Origin of the sequence: Emticicia aquatilis (assembly GCF_014644295.1) — a bacterium.
GTDB classification, from domain to species: domain Bacteria; phylum Bacteroidota; class Bacteroidia; order Cytophagales; family Spirosomataceae; genus Emticicia; species Emticicia aquatilis.
In genome coordinates, this window is record NZ_BMKK01000001.1 from 680,226 (window position 1) to 696,576 (window position 16,351).

Here is a 16,351-nt window from a genome sequence, read left to right on the forward strand (position 1 = left end):
ACGCTTAAAACATCAAAACAATGAAAAAACTTCTCTCTTTGCTCATACCCATCATCGTTATTTGTCAAGCTTATGCACAAACAAACTTCACGATAAGTAATAACTCTACGAACGTCGAAATTTTACCTTCGGGCGTACGATATAATAGGCCACTAACAACCAGTAGCGAATTTAATACGGCACTTGGCCGTGATGCTCTGAATCCTTCAACGAGTGGACAGTTTAATACGGCAGTAGGGATTGCATCGTTACAAGCCAATACTTCTGGTAATCATAATACTGCTTATGGCCACGCAACGCTTCTTAGCAATACTACTGGAGGGGCTAATACTGCCATTGGCGTATCGGCATTAATGTATAATACAACTGGTGGACTAAACTCTGCATTCGGCTTTGGGGCTTTGCAGAATAATACAACAGGAACTAATAATTCGGCTTTTGGATATGGAGCTTTGAATACTATTTCGACTGGTAGCTATAATGTAGCTATGGGAAGAGATGCCCTTAAAACCAATACAGCAGATGGCAATGTAGGCATTGGTTATCAGGCATTAACAGCCAACACTACTGGGGTTTATAATTTAGCCAATGGTTACAAAGCATTATCGGCTAATACAACTGGTAATCAGAATATTGCTATTGGGTATCAGGCAATGCAACTAAGTTCGACAGCCAATAATAATATTGCAATGGGATTCAATGCTTTGGCAACAAGTCTGGTTGGAAGTTATAATATTGCCATCGGTAACGGAGCATTATCTTCAAGTTCAGGGGGAAATAATATAGCGATTGGCGATAAGTCTTTAGGTTCAAATACTTCTGGAAGTGGAAATGTTGCTACTGGAATCGAAAGTTTATATTATAATTCAACGGGAATTCTGAATATGGCCTATGGAAACTACACATTGCATCAGAATACGACTGGGATGTTTAATGCTGCTTTCGGCAATATGGTGCTCCGCTATAATACCACTGGAAATTATAATGTAGGCTTAGGAAACGTTGCCCTTAATTTGAATACTACTGGAATAGGAAATGTAGGAGTAGGCGGAAGTGCTTTAACTTCTAATACAACTGGCAACGGAAACGTTGGACTTGGAGGCGAAGCCCTCAGACAAAATTCGGCTGGCAGTTATAATGTTGCGGTAGGCAGTCAAGCGGGGTACAACGAACTTGGTAGTAATAAACTCTATATCGAAAACTCATCTTCTTCATCTCCGCTCATTGGTGGCGATTTTACCAACGATATCGTTGGTATCAACATGAATATTGCAAGTTTAGCGGCCAATCCCGACGGTAAATTACAAGTTAATGGCAATGCTCGAATTAGCGGCTCTATTAATGCTTCAACGGTCGTATTTTCGGCCAGTATTACCCTTACAGACGCTCATTACAAACTCATTTATACTGGCCCAGGTACTCAATATATAACGCTACCTTCGGCAGCAGGAATTGTTGGTCGTGAATACCTCATCGTCAATCATGGGCAAGGCTCTTTGCAAACTACCCCCTATACATTCAAAACAGGATTTTCTTCTACTGACCAATATTTACTACCAGGAAATATCCTACATTTAGTTTCGGATGGTACAGATTGGAGAAAAATCAATTAAAGAAATATTTCTAAAGCATATAAAGACTTTTTGTTGGCAAGCAAAAGGTCTTTATATTTTTATTAATTACCATTTCCAACCTCAATTTTCTTAAATTTGCAGGCCGATAAATATTAAAGCATGCAAAAACTCATCGAAAACTCGCCAATCAAATGGCATCATATACTCTTTTTTAGTCTTTTAGTTGCTATCATTCCGCATACTGGTTTTTGGTTCGACCTCAACAACGACTGGCCACGTTGGTCGGCTTATGCCTTAGAGCATGGTTTAAGCCAAATCTATAATTCTGATACCAATTATATGCCTATCTATTTGCACGGCCTATACTGGTTTGGCAAACTTCACGGCACAAAAGAACTCATTTACGCCAATAGCTATCAACTCAAATATTTCTTTTTATTGTTCGATTTTGCTGGAGCAATCGCCATTGCTTATGCTCTCCGCAAATACTATACTCGCCAATTTGCCGAATACATGTTGCTCTTCAACATGGGATACTTGTACTGCACCACTATTTGGGGACAACTCGACAGTGTACCGACTACCATCGTAATCTTAGCCATCATCTGTCTTTTCGAGCGAAAACTCCTCTGGGCATCGCTTTTCTGTACACTATCAATCTACGCCAAGCTGCAAGCCATCGTTTTCTTGCCATTTTTTGCAATATTACTCGTTTATCAGTTGAGTGTAAAGTTTGATAAAATACTGATTCTGAAAATATTAGCAGTTTCTATCATTGCTCAACTCATTTTGCTCAGTCCATTTATTTTGGGTGGAACTTTCAGCAATTTCTTGAAAGTTGTGCGAGAATCCGTCGGTTTCTTTCCTCGTGTTTCGGTTAATGCCTTTAATATTTGGTATTTATTGCTCAAACAAGACCCCACAAGCATCAACGATACCCTGACTTTTGCAGGCCTTACTTACAAAAAATGGGGTTTCCTCATGTTTTTTGCACTATCAGCCATTACTTTTCTGCCGCTGATAATCAATACATTAAACACAATTCTTTCTAAAAAATCTTTAGACCAAGACTACTACGCACTACTTTGGTTAACCGCCGCCACTACCGCCATAGTTTTCTTTTTTGTGAACACTCAAATGCACGAACGCTACTCGTTTCCTGCTATACCGATGTATTTTGCGTATTCGTTGCTCACTAACCGTTATTCCATTTTTGCTTTAACTTCGGTTGCTCATCTGATGAATGTTGATGGTACTAATAAGTATTTGGGGCTAAATCCTTACAAACCAGAGTTTACTGCAATAATTTTCGGTATAATTTTGTTTTTATCATTAGTAAGGCTTTACAAAGGATTTAAGTTTAAATTAATTTTATCATAAATTCTATTAAAATAAAATTCATGATATTTCCAATAAATACAATTTAAATTATCCATATCAAATATTTCATAATTTTCATTTTTACAATAATTTCAAAATAAATTGAAAATAATAATTTTAACTTTTGCTTTTATCTTTTCACTACTTTCTTGCTCTCATAAAATGAACCCCGATAAGTATAAAAAAAGTCAGATAATTTTTGGGAGTGGTGGTGGATTTACGAACTTAGTAAACGAATACCATCTGCTCGAAAATGGCAGGCTTTACCACAAAAAAAGTACCGATACAGTTTTTACAGAACTTGGTAAACAAAATAGCGATTCAGTAAAGATATTTTTCGACAAAACCAAAGTCTTATTTGATGAAACAAAGGGTTTCCGTGAGCCTGGGAATATGTATTATTTCATAAAATTTAAACACGATTCAACCACCAACGAAATTGTTTGGGGAGCTTCCAAAGAAACTTCGCCAGCAAAAGCAAAAGATTTGTACAAGGAATTGATGAATTTAGTAAATTTGAAATAACTTGGTATTCCTCAGCAACTACGGAGACAATTTACCTCTTTGGCATAATATATACCTCATTAAACAAAGCTTCCAAATAATTATGAGACTGACTTTTATCTTCCTTTTTTTTGCCGCAACAAGCACTTTCGCTCAGAAAGGTTTCGACAAAAAACATAAACCAGCGGCAGGAAAAAATGACTTGCCAACAGGGCAATTTATTGAAGTTGATGGGCAAAAAAATGACAGAAATGCTCGCCAATCAAGCCTACCCGCTATATCAACAAAGTTTGTGAGTAAACTAAAAGTAACCCACGATAGCGAAACTGGGGGTGTGCTAATGATTGAAAATCTGTCGAAATCGCCCGCACCCAATGCCCGTAAAGGCTTACAGGTCATGGCCTTGGATTTTTTGGGTGATGTAAAAACAACTCTCAAAATCGAAGACCCGAATCAGGAACTTGAAATGGTGAATATGGAGTCCGACGAAATCGGTATGACGCATATTCAGCTTCAACAAAAATACAAAAATATACCCGTTTACGGCGGCGAAATATGGCTACATACGAAAGGCGAAAAAATTGATGTATTGAACGGCCGAAATTTCCCAACCCCAAATTTGCCTTCCATCACTCCTACCCTATCAGAAGATAAAGCAATCGCATTTGCAATGACCGATGTAGCAAAAAAATCAATCGTGCAAAAAGCAGGCGTAACTGGCCAATTATTAGGTAAAATGCAAAATACTGCCGAGCTAATTATCTATCATAAAGATGGAAATTTTGTCGATGAGCGTTTGGCTTATAATCTTACGGTTCGCCCAAATATGCTTGAACGTTGGACATATTTTGTAGATGCCAACACAGGCGAGGTCTTAAAGAAATTCAACAATACTTGCTCGCTCGATGGGCCTTTTACGGCAACCGCTCGTGACCTTGCGGGTATTTCACGCACATTTAGCGTACAGCAGTCGGGCAGTACATATTACATGCTTGATACTCAACGCCCAATGTATAATAAAACAACTTCAAAACTACCCGATGACCCAGTTGGAGGTATTTGGACGATTGATGCTCAAAATTCAACTTCGGATAATATGAAGTATAGCCAAGTAACCACTAATAGTTTAAATAACTGGAATGCAACGGCGGTTTCGGCTCACTATAATGCAGGTATTTGCTATGACTATTATCGCACAAAATTCGGTAGAAACTCTCTTGATGGGAAAGGAAGCACGATTATCTCTGTAATCAATATTGCGGATGATGATGGTAAAGGAATGGATAATGCATACTGGAATGGCGAATTTATGGGCTACGGGAATGGTCGTGATGCTTTCAAGCCATTGGCAGGTGCTTTAGATGTTGGTGGCCATGAAATGACACACGGTGTAGTTGAGGCAACGGCTCGTCTGGAATACCAAAATCAGTCAGGGGCATTGAACGAATCGTTTGCTGATATTTTTGGAGCAATGATTGACCGTGACGACTGGACTTTGGGTGAAGATGTAATCAAAGCAGGTTCGTTTCCATCGGGTGCATTGCGTAGTCTTTCAAATCCAAATCAGGGTGGTAAAAACGACCCAGGCTATCAACCAAAAACGATGTCGCAGTATGCAAATCTACCAAATACTGACGATGGTGATAATGGTGGCGTACACGTAAATAGTGGCATTCCGAATTATGCCTTTTATTTATTTGCATCAAATACAAGCGTAGGCAAAGACAAAGCCGAGCAGGTATATTACCGAGCTTTAACCAAATATCTGACTCGTACATCAAAATTTGTTGATGCACGTTTGGCAGTTGTTAGGTCAGCAGCCGACTTATATCCTTCTGACGTAAGCATCCAAAATGCAGCAAAAGCGGCCTTTGATGCAGTAGGTATCGCCGACCCTAATGGGACTTCGGGTGGAACAAATACCACACCTCCTGCTCCAACTCAAACCCAACAAAATATTCCTGTCAATAATGGTGGTGATTTTATCTTAGTTTTTGAGCCGTCTTCGGGTAAACTTTACACGGCAAAAGCCAATGCCGCTGTAAGCGAATACCGAGCGATTTCGTCGAGCGGCTGTTTAGCAAAGCCAAGTGTTACAGATGATGGTTTGTTTGCTTATTTTGTCGGAAAAGATAAAAATATCCGTCGAATCAGCTTAACTGGCAACTACACAGAAACCAAAATTTCGTCGGATGGAGTTTGGGGTAATGTGGCAGTATCGAAAGATGGAAAACGATTGGCGGCTCTGACTGATGCTGGCGACAAATACATGTACATCTACAACATCGAAAATAACTATACAAGATATAGATTACAACTTTATAACCCTACGTATTCTACTGGTGTAAATACGGGTGAAGTGCAATATGCCGACTCATTTGAGTGGGATTATTCGGGCGAAACTATTATCTATGATGCCTTCAATAGTGTAAAAAGCCTTTCAGGAACAATCGAATTCTGGGATGTGGGCTTCATTAAAGCTTGGGACATAACTAAAAATGCTATCGGAAGCGGAAAAATCGAGAAACTATTTACTGACCTCGAAGCAGGCGAAAGTATCGGTAATCCATCTTATTCTAAAAACTCTCAAGATGTAATTGCCTTTGACTACTTCACCGAAGATGAGCCAGATACCTACTATCAGATTGCCATTGATTTAAGCAAAACAGGCGATGATGCCCTTGATGGTATCAATAAAAACAACGATGTGGGCTATCCGGGCTATTCTCGTCTGGATGACAAAATGCTGTTCAATACCTTAAATGGAAAACAACAAGATGTAAATATTATTGGTATTGATAAAAACAAAATTTCACCAACAGGAACAGCCAAGCAATTCTTGCCTGATGCCTCTTGGGCAGTTTGGTACGCTCAAGGAACACGAAGCACCACAACTACAAAAACTGACCAAACGATTAATTTTGGTTCGATTGCCGACAAAAACATCGGTGAAAGTTTCACGGTTTCGGCTTCTTCGAGTTCAAACTTAGCGGTTACGTTTTCGGTGGGTTCTGGCGATATTTCAATCAGTGGAAATACAGTGAAAGTGGGAACAAACGCAGGCAAAGCAAGTATCAAGGCAACTCAAACAGGAAATACTCAATATAATGCTGCCACTACCACTCAAACCTTCTGTATCATTCCTGCTGCTCCGAGAATCACTTTGAGTGGTGGCGTTTATGTAATTACTGGCGGTAAAAACTTCCAATGGTATGTAGCTGGAAATCCAGTTGGTGGCCAAACAACTGCCACAACTCTAAAACCAGACCTAAACGGAGTTTATACCGTAAAAGCCATCACAGATGACGGTTGTTTCAGTGCGGCATCAAATAGCATCGAAAATAAGATTGCGGTTTTGGCCAATGAACCAAACGAAAGCATAAAAGTGGTGATTTATCCAAATCCTACGGCTGACGAACTCCGTATCGAATTGCCAATGGGTGTAATTTTTAAAGAAGCAAACTTCTATTCAACAACTGGTAAAAACACCATGAGCTTTGATAAGCTTTCAAGCGGTAATTCTGTTAATATCAGAGAATTACCTAAAGGCTTATACACTGTAAAAATTGAAACCTCGCAAGGAAGTGTAGTACGAAAAGTGATAAGAGAGTAAAATATTTTTAGTAAATCTGATAAAAACCCTGCCAATAATTTGGTGGGGTTTCTTCATCATAAACCATTATAGCGATGAATGTGAAAGAAATTGACAAACTTTTTATTAACGAAAAAGAACACCTCGAAAAACTACATCAAATTGTAGAGCAGACTATCAAAGAAGAGCAACTGATAGTCAATAACCTACTGAATCCTCCGAAAGAAGTATTATCTCGTGGACAGGAAATTTCGGATAAAGTGGCCAGATTTGGGGGAAGTTGGAAGTTTATCATCATATTTGCTATCATTCTTACAGTTTGGATAGTTGTTAATGCTACGCTTCCCGAAAAAGACCGATTTGACCCTTACCCATTTATTCTGATGAATTTGGTTTTATCAACCATTGCTGCCCTTCAAGCTCCGATAATCATGATGAGTCAAAATCGTCAGGAAGAAAAAGATAGAATGAGAAGCGAAAACGATTATTTGGTAAATCTGAAAGCTGAAATGGAAATTAGAAGTTTACATCAAAAAATTGACTTACTTTTGGAAGAGCAAATCAAAACTTTGTTCGATACCCAAGCAAAGCAGTTTGCATTACTCGAAGAAATCAACACAAGATTAGAAAATCATTTAAAGAATAAATCATAAAACCTTATTACACAATTTATTAACACATCATGTCAACCTTATCACCTATAAGAGTACTCGTTGTTGGCTGCGGAAACATGGGAGCTTCTCATGCAAAAGCTTATCAATTAATCGACGGTTTTGAAATCTGCGGTATCGTATCGACAGGAAAAAGCAAAGAAGTGCTCAACGAAAAATTGGGTGGCGGCTATGCCTTGTATTCTGACTACGCAACTGCCCTTGCCGAAACCAAACCCGATGCCGTTTGTATTTCGACTTACCCCGATACCCACGAAGCATTTGCAATTATGGCTCTCGAAAGTGGCTGCCATGTTTTCATAGAAAAACCATTGGCCGATACCGTTGAAGGCTCAGAAAGAGTAGCTGCTGCTGCAAAAAAGGCTGGCAAAAAACTGGTTGTGGGTTATATTTTGCGTCATCATCCATCGTGGGAGAAATTCGTGGAGCTATCGCACGAATTGGGTAAACCATTGGTGATGCGTATGAACCTTAATCAGCAAAGCCACGGTATAATGTGGGATGTACATCGTAATCTGATGAAAAGCCTCAGCCCGATTGTTGATTGTGGCGTTCACTACATTGATGTAATGTGCCAAATGACTCGCTCGAAGCCACTACAAGTAACAGCCATCGGAGCAAGATTGACCAACGATATTGCAGAAAACAACTATAACTACGGACAATTACAAATACGTTTTGAAGATGGTTCGGTGGGTTGGTACGAAGCAGGCTGGGGACCAATGATGAGCGAGACAGCATTCTTCATCAAAGACGTAATCGGGCCAAAAGGTTGTGTATCAATCGTAGCAAAAGAAGCTGGTGGTGCGGGTAAATCAGATAATGTTGATGCCCATACAAAAACTGAGTCGTTGCGTTTTCATCATGCCGATATTGATGCCAATAATCAATTTATCAAACAAGATACTTGGTTTAATTTGAGCGATGAGCCAGACCATCAAGAACTTTGTAATCGTGAACAACGCTATTTCTTGAAAGCAATCCAAGAAGATATCGACCTCACCGACCACGTACAAGATGCAGTAAATAGTTTAAAAATTGCCTTTGCTTGCGACGAATCGGTTCGTACAGGACAAGTGGTTCATCTATAAAAGACCTATAAAATGAAAATAGTCTCGAAGTACATTCGAGACTATTTTCGATATGAGTAGTATATCTGCCTGTTCCGTAAAATTGGTTCAACTAAGAATAGAGATACTTCCTCATCTACAATTCATTTGGCATCATCAAGCCTTCCCCGCATTTTTCTTAGCTTGAACTTCTGCTCTTGTATCTTTAGCCCATTTAGCCAAAGTAGCCATTCCTGCTCTTACACGAGTACCAGCAGCGTTGTTTCCTTTGTCATAAAATTTTTCAAAATCTCCTGCCAAAGAGGCAACAAGGTCAGTTAATTCTTTGTACTTCTCCATAATAGAAATAAAGGTTTTTGGGTGAATATTGAAATATTTGTTTATTAATGAATAGAATGTACTTGCAAGTTAGATATATTATAAAAAATTACAAATTTTTCACCTAAAAATACCATCAAAAACAACCTTTTTTTGCCTAAAACTAAAAAAGTCTGGCCAAAACCAGACTTTTCGTATATAATATTTCAATTTTGGGCAATTTCTTACGCTACTGCCAACGGAGCATACTCGCCTGCTTGAAGTTTAGCTTGTACTTTCTCGAAGCAATCCATTGTATATTCAACGTCTTCGAGTGTATGCGAAGCAGTAGGAATGATACGAAGCATGATAACCCCTTTAGGAACGACTGGATAAATGATTACTGAACAGAAGATACCCATGTTCTCACGCATATCACGAATCAAATTCGTAACAGTTGGTAAATCATAGCTTCCGTGTAAGAATACTGGCGTTACTGGCGAAGTAGTATCACCAATATCAAATCCACGCTTACGGAAACCATCTTGAAGAGCCTTCACGATAGTCCAAAGATTTTCTCTGAACTCTGGGTGGTTTTTCATTAATTCCAAACGCTTCATTCCTCCCAATACAAAAGGCATCGGTAATGCTTTTGCATAAGTTTGTGAACGCATATTGTATTTCAAGAACATCACAATCTCAGGGTCGGCGGCAATAAATGCACCAATAGCAGCCATTGATTTAGCAAACGTACAGAAGTGTAAATCAACTTGGTCTTGCACACCAAAATACTCCGGCACACCAGCACCCGTTGCACCCATCGTACCGAATCCGTGAGCATCATCAACCAATAAACGGAAGTTATATTTTTGTTTGAGTTCAACGATTTTATCCAAGCTTCCAACCTTACCCGACATACCAAACACACCTTCAGTAATCACCAAGATTCCACCGCCTTGCTCTTCGGCCAATTTGGTTGCTCTTATAAGGTTTTTCTCTAAACTCTCCATATCGTTGTGAGCAAATTGGTAGTAAGTACCACCCTTTGCTTTGTGCAAACGAATACCATCAATCAAACAAGCGTGACTTTCGGCATCGAAAACGATAACGTCTTTTCTATCAACAATACATTCGATTACCGACATAACGCCTTGATAACCATAGTTGAGCAAAAACGAATCTTTTTTACCAACATACTCGGCCAATTGTTTTTCAAATTGCTCGTGCAATTCGGTGTTACCAGTCATCATTCTGGCACCCATTGGGTATGCTAAACCGTATTCAGCAGCAGCGTCGGCATCTGCCTTGCGAACTTCTGGGTGATTGGCTAACCCTAAATAGTTATTCAATGACCAGTTGAGCATTTTCTTGCCCATAAACTCCATGTGCGGACCAAGTTCGCCCGAAAGTTTTGGAAAAGAATAATAATGATGCGAATTGAGCAATTTCGCCTGCGACCCGATGGGTCCTAAGTTGCTGAGAGCTTTATCGAAAATATCTTGTGCCATTTGCTATCAAAAAATAGGTAATGAAAAATGTTTTAAATAGAAACACCTTCTAATAAATTTTACGCAAAAATAACGCTTTTTTAGTAGGAAACCAAACTACGATTTCTTAGTAAAATCCTATCTATACAAAATGTGCAATATTTTTACGGCATATTTAAAAAATCCAATTTGATTTTAGTGTTAATTAGTGTTAAAATAGTCGATGGTCGATAGACAATAGACGACAGTTTTTCAAAAATATCATGCCCGTGTCATTATAAAAAACAACGCATTTTACATTTAGTTAGAAAAACTATCAAAAATAAAAAAACTATTAACCACCGACTATAAACTTTGGAGTACAAAAACTAAACTAATTAGAAGCACGTGATAAAGTCGATTCGTAAAATATTAATTGCCAATAGAGGTGAAATTGCGGTTCGTGTGATGCGAACTGCTCGTGAAATGGGCATCAAAACAGTAGCGGTTTTCTCAGAAGCCGACCGAAATTTCCCGCATGTAAAATATGCTGATGAAGCTGTGTGTATTGGCCCAGCCGCCTCGAAGGAGTCTTATTTACGAGGTGATAAAATCATTGAAGTAGCCAAAAGTTTAGGCGTTGATGCCATTCATCCCGGATACGGATTTTTATCAGAAAATGCCGATTTTTCGAGAAAAGTACAAGAAGCGGGCTTGATTTTCATCGGGCCATCGCCCGAGTCGATTGAGGTAATGGGCGATAAATTATCATCGAAACATACGGTTGCAAAATATAACATTCCGATGGTTCCTGGTACGCCCGATGCCATCACCGACCGTGCTGCAGCCAAAGCAAAATCGGCCGAAATTGGGTATCCAGTTTTGATTAAGGCCAGTGCTGGTGGTGGCGGAAAAGGAATGAGGGTTGTAGAAAACGAAGCCGAATTTGACGAACAAATGGATAGAGCCGTTGGCGAAGCAATTTCTTCGTTTGGGAATGGGGCCTGTTTCATTGAAAAGTACATTACTAAACCCAAGCACATTGAGATTCAGGTGATGGGCGATAAACACGGAAATGTAGTACATCTTTTTGAGCGTGAATGTTCGATTCAGCGACGACACCAGAAGGTAGTTGAGGAAGCTCCGTCGGCCGTACTCACGCCCGAAATCAGAGAAGCAATGGGCAAATGTGCCGTTGATGTGGCCAAAGCTTGTAATTATTATGGTGCAGGAACGGTGGAGTTTATCGTGGATGAAGATTTGAATTTTTATTTCTTAGAAATGAATACCCGCTTGCAGGTTGAGCACCCAGTTACCGAAATGATTACGGGAATTGACTTGGTGAAAGAAATGATATACGTAGCCGAAGGACGTGAGTTAAGTTTCAAGCAAGAAGATTTAAAGATAAACGGACACGCAATCGAAGTGAGGGTATGTGCCGAAGACCCAGCCAATAATTTCTTGCCTGACGTAGGATTATTGCAGACGTACGTACGTCCACAAGGCAATGGCGTGCGGGTAGATGATGGTATTGAAGAAGGCATGGAGATTCCGATTCACTACGACCCCATGATTGCCAAATTGATTGCCTATGGAAAAGACCGCACCGAAGCCATCGAAAAAATGCTCCGAGCCATCGACGAATTTAAGATTACGGGAGTAGCCACTACTCTCCCATTCTGTACGTTTGCTCTACAACACGAAGCATTTGTCAGCGGGAAATTTGATACTCGTTTTGTGGGTTTATACTTTACGCCAGAAGTACTTCAAAAGCAAGTTTCGACAGCAGAACTCGAAATTGCAGCGGTTTTAGCGTCCGAAATCTTAAAACGTAAGCAAAATAATAGTTCGGCACAAAGCATGCCAGCTACAACCCAAACCAGCCAATGGCGTAGAAATAGAGTAACTTTGAGAAGTTAAGGTAAGTTATTTTGTGAGATAATCTCTCAAAAACCAAAGACCAATCAGAAGAACAAAAATCAAAGGCACTAAGCTAACTTTAAATGCAAAATCATAATGGCCATTTGAGTAGGCTACCCAGGAAATAATTTGCGTAACAAGAATTGAGGCAGGTATTGAGTTGAATAGCGTAAACATCAGCCATCGACCAGTGCCGTCAGTCCCGTTATCAAATACAAAGAGCGAAACGTATATTAGAACTAAAGATGGGATAAAAGCAATATCGAAAATGATATTGGTAATCAGAGCAGTTGTTTGCATAGTTTTGATGGCTTTTCATCAAATTTAGAGGAAATTCTTAAAACCACAATAAACCTCCACTATTTTTTAGTTAGTGGAGGTTTTGTGTTTTTATGAGTTAATTGCAGCCCCCGAATTCAGTTTTGTGCATTTCAAAATCTATCACCGAATTAAGAAAATCACTATATTTGTACAAAACAAATAGTAGTTATGGGAGAATCAGCCGAAAAAAAGCGTTACACCGTCGAAGAATATTTTGCTCTGGAAGAAACAAGCGATATTCGCCATGAATATTTTGATGGTGAAATTTTTGCAATGGCTGGCACAACGCTGAATCATAATAGAATAGCACAAAATGTTGGCTTTTCTTTGAGGAAATCAAAGAAAAGTCATTGTGATATTTTTATAGAAAATGTAAAACTGGAAGCTATCAAAGATTTCTATTATCCATACCCCGATGTAATGCTGACTTGTAATCCATTCGATTTAAGACAGAAAAACAAAATCGCACATCCGAGTTTGATTGTTGAGGTTTTATCAACCTCGACCGAAAAATATGACAAAACAGTCAAACTAAAAAAATACAAAGCTATAGCCTCGGTGCAGTATTATATGCTGGTTTCACAGTACGAAATGAGCGTTGAATTATACAGTAGAGTAAATAATGCCCTTTGGAATTATGAAGAATTTACTGAGCCAAACGCAATGATTAGTCTTGATAAATTAGAAATAAATCTTTCATTATCAGACATTTACGAGAATATTGTTTTTGAGAAAGAGGAGGAAGAAGCGTGAGTTTAGCTAAGATTTTTTAGCAAAAATCTTAGCTAAAAAAACATCAATATCTACTAAAGTATCGCTAATCATCAGTACTTTACCACTTTCATCTATTACTATTGTTTGGGGTATTCCTGATACACCATAATTATTAGATGTACTTATCCCCTTATTATCCTCCTCATCTAAAAGTTGAAGCCACAAAAGTTTATCTTTCTTGACAGCTTCTTTCCAATTCTTACTATTTTCATCTTTTGAGATACTGATAAACACCACACCTTTTGATTGATACTTCTCCGAAAGTCGAATCAAATCTGGGTGTTCTTTTCTGCAAGGGCCACACCAACTTGCCCAAAAATTTATCAAAACTTTTTTTCCTCTAAAACTCGACAATGAAAATACTTTCCCATTAATATCTTTCAGAGAAAAATTTGGAGCGGAATCGTTTACTTTTAGGCTTGCTATTTTTCTGATGACCGCAAGTAATCGCTGAGCAGTTGGTGTATTTCTAAGTTCATCATTCATCGACTCTATAAATGCTATTGACTTACTCAACCCAAAGGCATTATAGTGGCTTGATAGAAAATTCAAACTAAGAAAACTATCCTTATTTTTTATTATGAAATCAGTCATTTGTGAATTTGATACCACCTGTAATGAGTCCAATTCACGATTTATAGCTTTTAACTGAGTCGAATCTCTTGGTAAAACAACTTGGGCACTCTTTCTATTATTCTCTACATACTGAAGTACGATGGGCAAATGTACGTTTTCTTCAAATTCATAAAATAATTTATTCAATGGCGAGCCAGTTAGCTTAATTTTCCAAAGAGAATCTTGATAAGTAATGAAGCTAAAATTCTTATTTTCAACCCAAAACGAAGCAAAACTCTTATCGCCTTGCACTTTCATTTGAATGAGCTTAGGTTCATCAATATTCCCTTTAAACACAACCTGATTATTCGTACATTTTACTGAATCTAATACTGCATTTCTGTTACCACTATCAATCAGAAACACCCATTTATTATCACAGCCATTGATTTTACCATTGATTTGATAGCCTTGTGAGAATACATCGCTTAGTAGTAGAACAAGCGGAATTAAAAGATATGTAGATTTTTTCATGTGTGAGTTATTTATGAAATAAAATTAATCATGAAAACTAAGAAAATAAAACAAAAAAGGATTTTCTTTATTCCATTCATTTACACAAAACTCCAACCAAACAACCTAACTTCCACTAATCAGAATACGATTGACAAATTCAGTTTTCTTGCCGAAATTTGTACCATTAGTCAGCTCTCACACCCTGCTTGGGCCTCGTGCGTAGAACTGGATGTTTTACATTCAAATTCTGTACAACAATGAAAACTCACAACAACACACTCGTCTTTTTTGCAATTCTGATTGCCATTATCAATTTAGTTTATGCTTCTTATTCGTTTTCTAATCTGCCTGCGACAATTCCGATTCACTTTGGCATTGATGGAAAACCTAACGGTTGGGGCGAAAAATATACGATTTTCTTTATTCCGCTCATTAATTTAGCTTTGGTTGGTTTTATGGCAAGCGTTCGTAAAAACCCATTTAGCTACCTCAATTTGCCAATAACAAAAAGTAATAATAATCTCGAAGAAAGAGTGAAACTCGGCAGACAATTATTAGATTTAATTATTGTTTCGATTAGTGCTTTATTCTTTTTCATTGAACTGCATATCGTAAAATCGAGCCATAGCCCGATTTCAAGTAATGGCATTTTTGTTATTATTGTTACCATTGTGGTGGCGATTCTTGGTTTATCAGCTTATTATACTAATAAAATTAATAAACTTGCCTAAGAAAAATTAAGCGAAGCGTGGTGAAAGACAATCTTTCACCACGCTTCGCTTTTTCTAACTCTTTAAATTACGTACCTTAACCATATCTTTTATTGGTTTTGTATTCATTCTGTCGCATCTATGAAAAAAATCCTTTACTTAATATCCTTTTTCGTAATTTCTCAAACGCTCAAAGCTCAAGAAACTGACTTAGAACGTACTCAATATTTCCCTAAAGTCATCGAAAAAGTTACTAACATTCCTTCAAAAAATAAAGTTTGGGTTTTCATAATGGCGGGACAGTCTAATATGGCGGGCAGAGGTCAAGTAGTACCTTCTGATACGATTCCTAACAAACGAATTTTAAGTCTGAACAAACAAGGTGAATTGATTTACGCCAAAGAACCTCTGCATTTCTATGAACCCACCCGCACTGGCCTCGACTGCGGCGTTTCGTTTGCCAATCGATTATTGAAACAAATCCCTGATGATGTTTCTATCCTACTCATTCCTACGGCCGTAGGTGGTAGTGCTATTTCGCAATGGCTCGGAGACTCTACTTATCGAGATGTGAAGTTGCTTTCCAATTTCAAAGAAAAGGTGGCTATCGGACAAAAATATGGAGTAGTCAAAGGTATTTTGTGGCATCAAGGAGAGAGTGACGCTTCCGAAAAACGTATTCCTTTTCATACCCAAAATTTGAGTAAACTTTTTGGAACCTTCAGAAACTTCATTGGTATAAAAAACTTACCCATTATTTTAGGAGAATTGGGCTCTTATTCTAAAACCAACGATAATTGGCAGAAAATCAATCAAGAACTAAGAGTATATGTGAGTAAAGACCGATATTCTACCATCGTGCAAACACAAGATTTCAAGCACAAAGGCGATAACGTACATTTCGATTCTGCTGGCCAACGTGCATTGGGCGAGCGTTTTGCTTTAGCTTATTTACTGAAGTTTTACAAATAAAAAGCCGCTACCAATAGGCAGCGGCTCAA

General features: G+C 38.3%; 15 protein-coding genes. 11 read left to right on the plus strand and 4 right to left on the minus strand.

Annotation, left to right across the window (positions count from 1 at the left end; translation table 11 throughout):
- Positions 1–20: 20 nt before the first annotated feature.
- The 6 genes from IEX65_RS02910 to IEX65_RS02935 all read left to right on the plus strand — a co-directional run bounded on the left by IEX65_RS02910 (position 21) and on the right by IEX65_RS02935 (position 8,812).
- On the plus strand, positions 21–1,613 hold the full coding sequence (locus tag IEX65_RS02910) for a beta strand repeat-containing protein (RefSeq protein WP_188764481.1): 1,593 nt from the start codon (positions 21–23) through the stop codon (positions 1,611–1,613).
- 120 nt (positions 1,614–1,733) lie between these two features.
- Positions 1,734–2,954, plus strand: coding sequence for a putative hexosyltransferase (locus IEX65_RS02915; RefSeq protein ID WP_188764483.1), 1,221 nt, complete (start codon positions 1,734–1,736; stop codon positions 2,952–2,954).
- A gap of 162 nt (positions 2,955–3,116) precedes the next feature.
- Positions 3,117–3,479 (plus strand): hypothetical protein, encoded by a 363-nt coding sequence (locus IEX65_RS02920; protein WP_188764485.1) that lies wholly within the window; start codon positions 3,117–3,119, stop codon positions 3,477–3,479.
- 82 nt (positions 3,480–3,561) lie between these two features.
- Positions 3,562–7,071 carry a M4 family metallopeptidase gene (locus IEX65_RS02925; protein ID WP_188764487.1) on the plus strand — a complete coding sequence of 1,170 codons (3,510 nt, stop codon included), beginning with the start codon at positions 3,562–3,564 and terminating at the stop codon, positions 7,069–7,071.
- A 74-nt stretch (positions 7,072–7,145) separates the two neighbouring features.
- Positions 7,146–7,703, plus strand: a complete 558-nt coding sequence (locus tag IEX65_RS02930; RefSeq protein ID WP_188764489.1) for a DUF1003 domain-containing protein — start codon at positions 7,146–7,148, stop codon at positions 7,701–7,703.
- Positions 7,704–7,732: 29 nt separating this feature from the next.
- Positions 7,733–8,812, plus strand: coding sequence for a Gfo/Idh/MocA family protein (locus IEX65_RS02935; protein WP_188764491.1), 1,080 nt, complete (start codon positions 7,733–7,735; stop codon positions 8,810–8,812).
- A gap of 135 nt (positions 8,813–8,947) precedes the next feature.
- Here the strand turns inward: IEX65_RS02935 and IEX65_RS02940 are convergent, their stop codons facing one another.
- Both IEX65_RS02940 and IEX65_RS02945 read right to left on the minus strand, forming a co-directional pair.
- Positions 8,948–9,130, minus strand: a complete 183-nt coding sequence (locus IEX65_RS02940) for a BF3379 family histone-like protein (protein ID WP_188764493.1) — start codon at positions 9,128–9,130, stop codon at positions 8,948–8,950.
- Positions 9,131–9,333: 203 nt separating this feature from the next.
- A complete protein-coding gene (locus IEX65_RS02945; protein WP_188764496.1) occupies positions 9,334–10,596 on the minus strand; it encodes an aminotransferase class I/II-fold pyridoxal phosphate-dependent enzyme in 1,263 nt (420 codons plus the stop codon).
- A 369-nt stretch (positions 10,597–10,965) separates the two neighbouring features.
- Between IEX65_RS02945 and accC the strand changes: the two genes are divergently transcribed.
- On the plus strand, positions 10,966–12,474 hold the full coding sequence (gene accC, locus IEX65_RS02950; RefSeq protein ID WP_188764770.1) for an acetyl-CoA carboxylase biotin carboxylase subunit: 1,509 nt from the start codon (positions 10,966–10,968) through the stop codon (positions 12,472–12,474).
- A 6-nt stretch (positions 12,475–12,480) separates the two neighbouring features.
- On the opposite strand, the gene IEX65_RS02955 is transcribed toward accC, so the two are convergent.
- Positions 12,481–12,774 (minus strand): hypothetical protein, encoded by a 294-nt coding sequence (locus tag IEX65_RS02955; protein ID WP_188764498.1) that lies wholly within the window; start codon positions 12,772–12,774, stop codon positions 12,481–12,483.
- Between the two features lie 189 nt (positions 12,775–12,963).
- On the opposite strand from IEX65_RS02955, the gene IEX65_RS02960 reads away from it, so the two are divergent.
- Positions 12,964–13,548, plus strand: a complete 585-nt coding sequence (locus tag IEX65_RS02960; protein WP_188764500.1) for a Uma2 family endonuclease — start codon at positions 12,964–12,966, stop codon at positions 13,546–13,548.
- Positions 13,549–13,554: 6 nt separating this feature from the next.
- On the opposite strand, the gene IEX65_RS02965 is transcribed toward IEX65_RS02960, so the two are convergent.
- A complete protein-coding gene (locus IEX65_RS02965) occupies positions 13,555–14,658 on the minus strand; it encodes a TlpA disulfide reductase family protein (protein ID WP_188764502.1) in 1,104 nt (367 codons plus the stop codon).
- A gap of 30 nt (positions 14,659–14,688) precedes the next feature.
- Here IEX65_RS02965 and IEX65_RS02970 point away from each other — a divergent pair, with 30 nt between their 5' ends.
- From IEX65_RS02970 to IEX65_RS02980, 3 genes are all read left to right on the plus strand, one after another.
- Complete coding sequence (locus IEX65_RS02970; protein ID WP_188764504.1) at positions 14,689–14,901, plus strand: hypothetical protein; 213 nt, start codon at positions 14,689–14,691, stop codon at positions 14,899–14,901.
- On the plus strand, positions 14,898–15,371 hold the full coding sequence (locus tag IEX65_RS02975) for a DUF1648 domain-containing protein (RefSeq protein ID WP_188764506.1): 474 nt from the start codon (positions 14,898–14,900) through the stop codon (positions 15,369–15,371). Before IEX65_RS02970 ends, IEX65_RS02975 begins: the two co-directional genes overlap by 4 nt.
- 120 nt (positions 15,372–15,491) lie before the next feature.
- Positions 15,492–16,322, plus strand: coding sequence for a sialate O-acetylesterase (locus IEX65_RS02980; protein ID WP_188764508.1), 831 nt, complete (start codon positions 15,492–15,494; stop codon positions 16,320–16,322).
- Positions 16,323–16,351 lie beyond the last annotated feature (29 nt).

What these genes read in the sequence shown, in the direction of transcription:
- IEX65_RS02915 (WP_188764483.1), top strand. Translation starts at nt 1,734, where the DNA reads ATGCAAAAACTCATCGAAAACTCGCCAATCAAATGGCATCATATACTC.
- IEX65_RS02945 (WP_188764496.1), bottom strand. Translation starts at nt 10,596, where the DNA reads ATGGCACAAGATATTTTCGATAAAGCTCTCAGCAACTTAGGACCCATC.
- IEX65_RS02975 (WP_188764506.1), top strand. Translation starts at nt 14,898, where the DNA reads ATGAAAACTCACAACAACACACTCGTCTTTTTTGCAATTCTGATTGCC.
- IEX65_RS02980 (WP_188764508.1), top strand. Translation starts at nt 15,492, where the DNA reads ATGAAAAAAATCCTTTACTTAATATCCTTTTTCGTAATTTCTCAAACG.
- IEX65_RS02940 (WP_188764493.1), bottom strand. Translation starts at nt 9,130, where the DNA reads ATGGAGAAGTACAAAGAATTAACTGACCTTGTTGCCTCTTTGGCAGGA.
- IEX65_RS02930 (WP_188764489.1), top strand. Translation starts at nt 7,146, where the DNA reads ATGAATGTGAAAGAAATTGACAAACTTTTTATTAACGAAAAAGAACAC.
- IEX65_RS02965 (WP_188764502.1), bottom strand. Translation starts at nt 14,658, where the DNA reads ATGAAAAAATCTACATATCTTTTAATTCCGCTTGTTCTACTACTAAGC.
- IEX65_RS02910 (WP_188764481.1), top strand. Translation starts at nt 21, where the DNA reads ATGAAAAAACTTCTCTCTTTGCTCATACCCATCATCGTTATTTGTCAA.
- IEX65_RS02920 (WP_188764485.1), top strand. Translation starts at nt 3,117, where the DNA reads ATGAACCCCGATAAGTATAAAAAAAGTCAGATAATTTTTGGGAGTGGT.
- IEX65_RS02925 (WP_188764487.1), top strand. Translation starts at nt 3,562, where the DNA reads ATGAGACTGACTTTTATCTTCCTTTTTTTTGCCGCAACAAGCACTTTC.
- IEX65_RS02960 (WP_188764500.1), top strand. Translation starts at nt 12,964, where the DNA reads ATGGGAGAATCAGCCGAAAAAAAGCGTTACACCGTCGAAGAATATTTT.
- IEX65_RS02935 (WP_188764491.1), top strand. Translation starts at nt 7,733, where the DNA reads ATGTCAACCTTATCACCTATAAGAGTACTCGTTGTTGGCTGCGGAAAC.
- IEX65_RS02955 (WP_188764498.1), bottom strand. Translation starts at nt 12,774, where the DNA reads ATGCAAACAACTGCTCTGATTACCAATATCATTTTCGATATTGCTTTT.
- IEX65_RS02970 (WP_188764504.1), top strand. Translation starts at nt 14,689, where the DNA reads ATGAAAACTAAGAAAATAAAACAAAAAAGGATTTTCTTTATTCCATTC.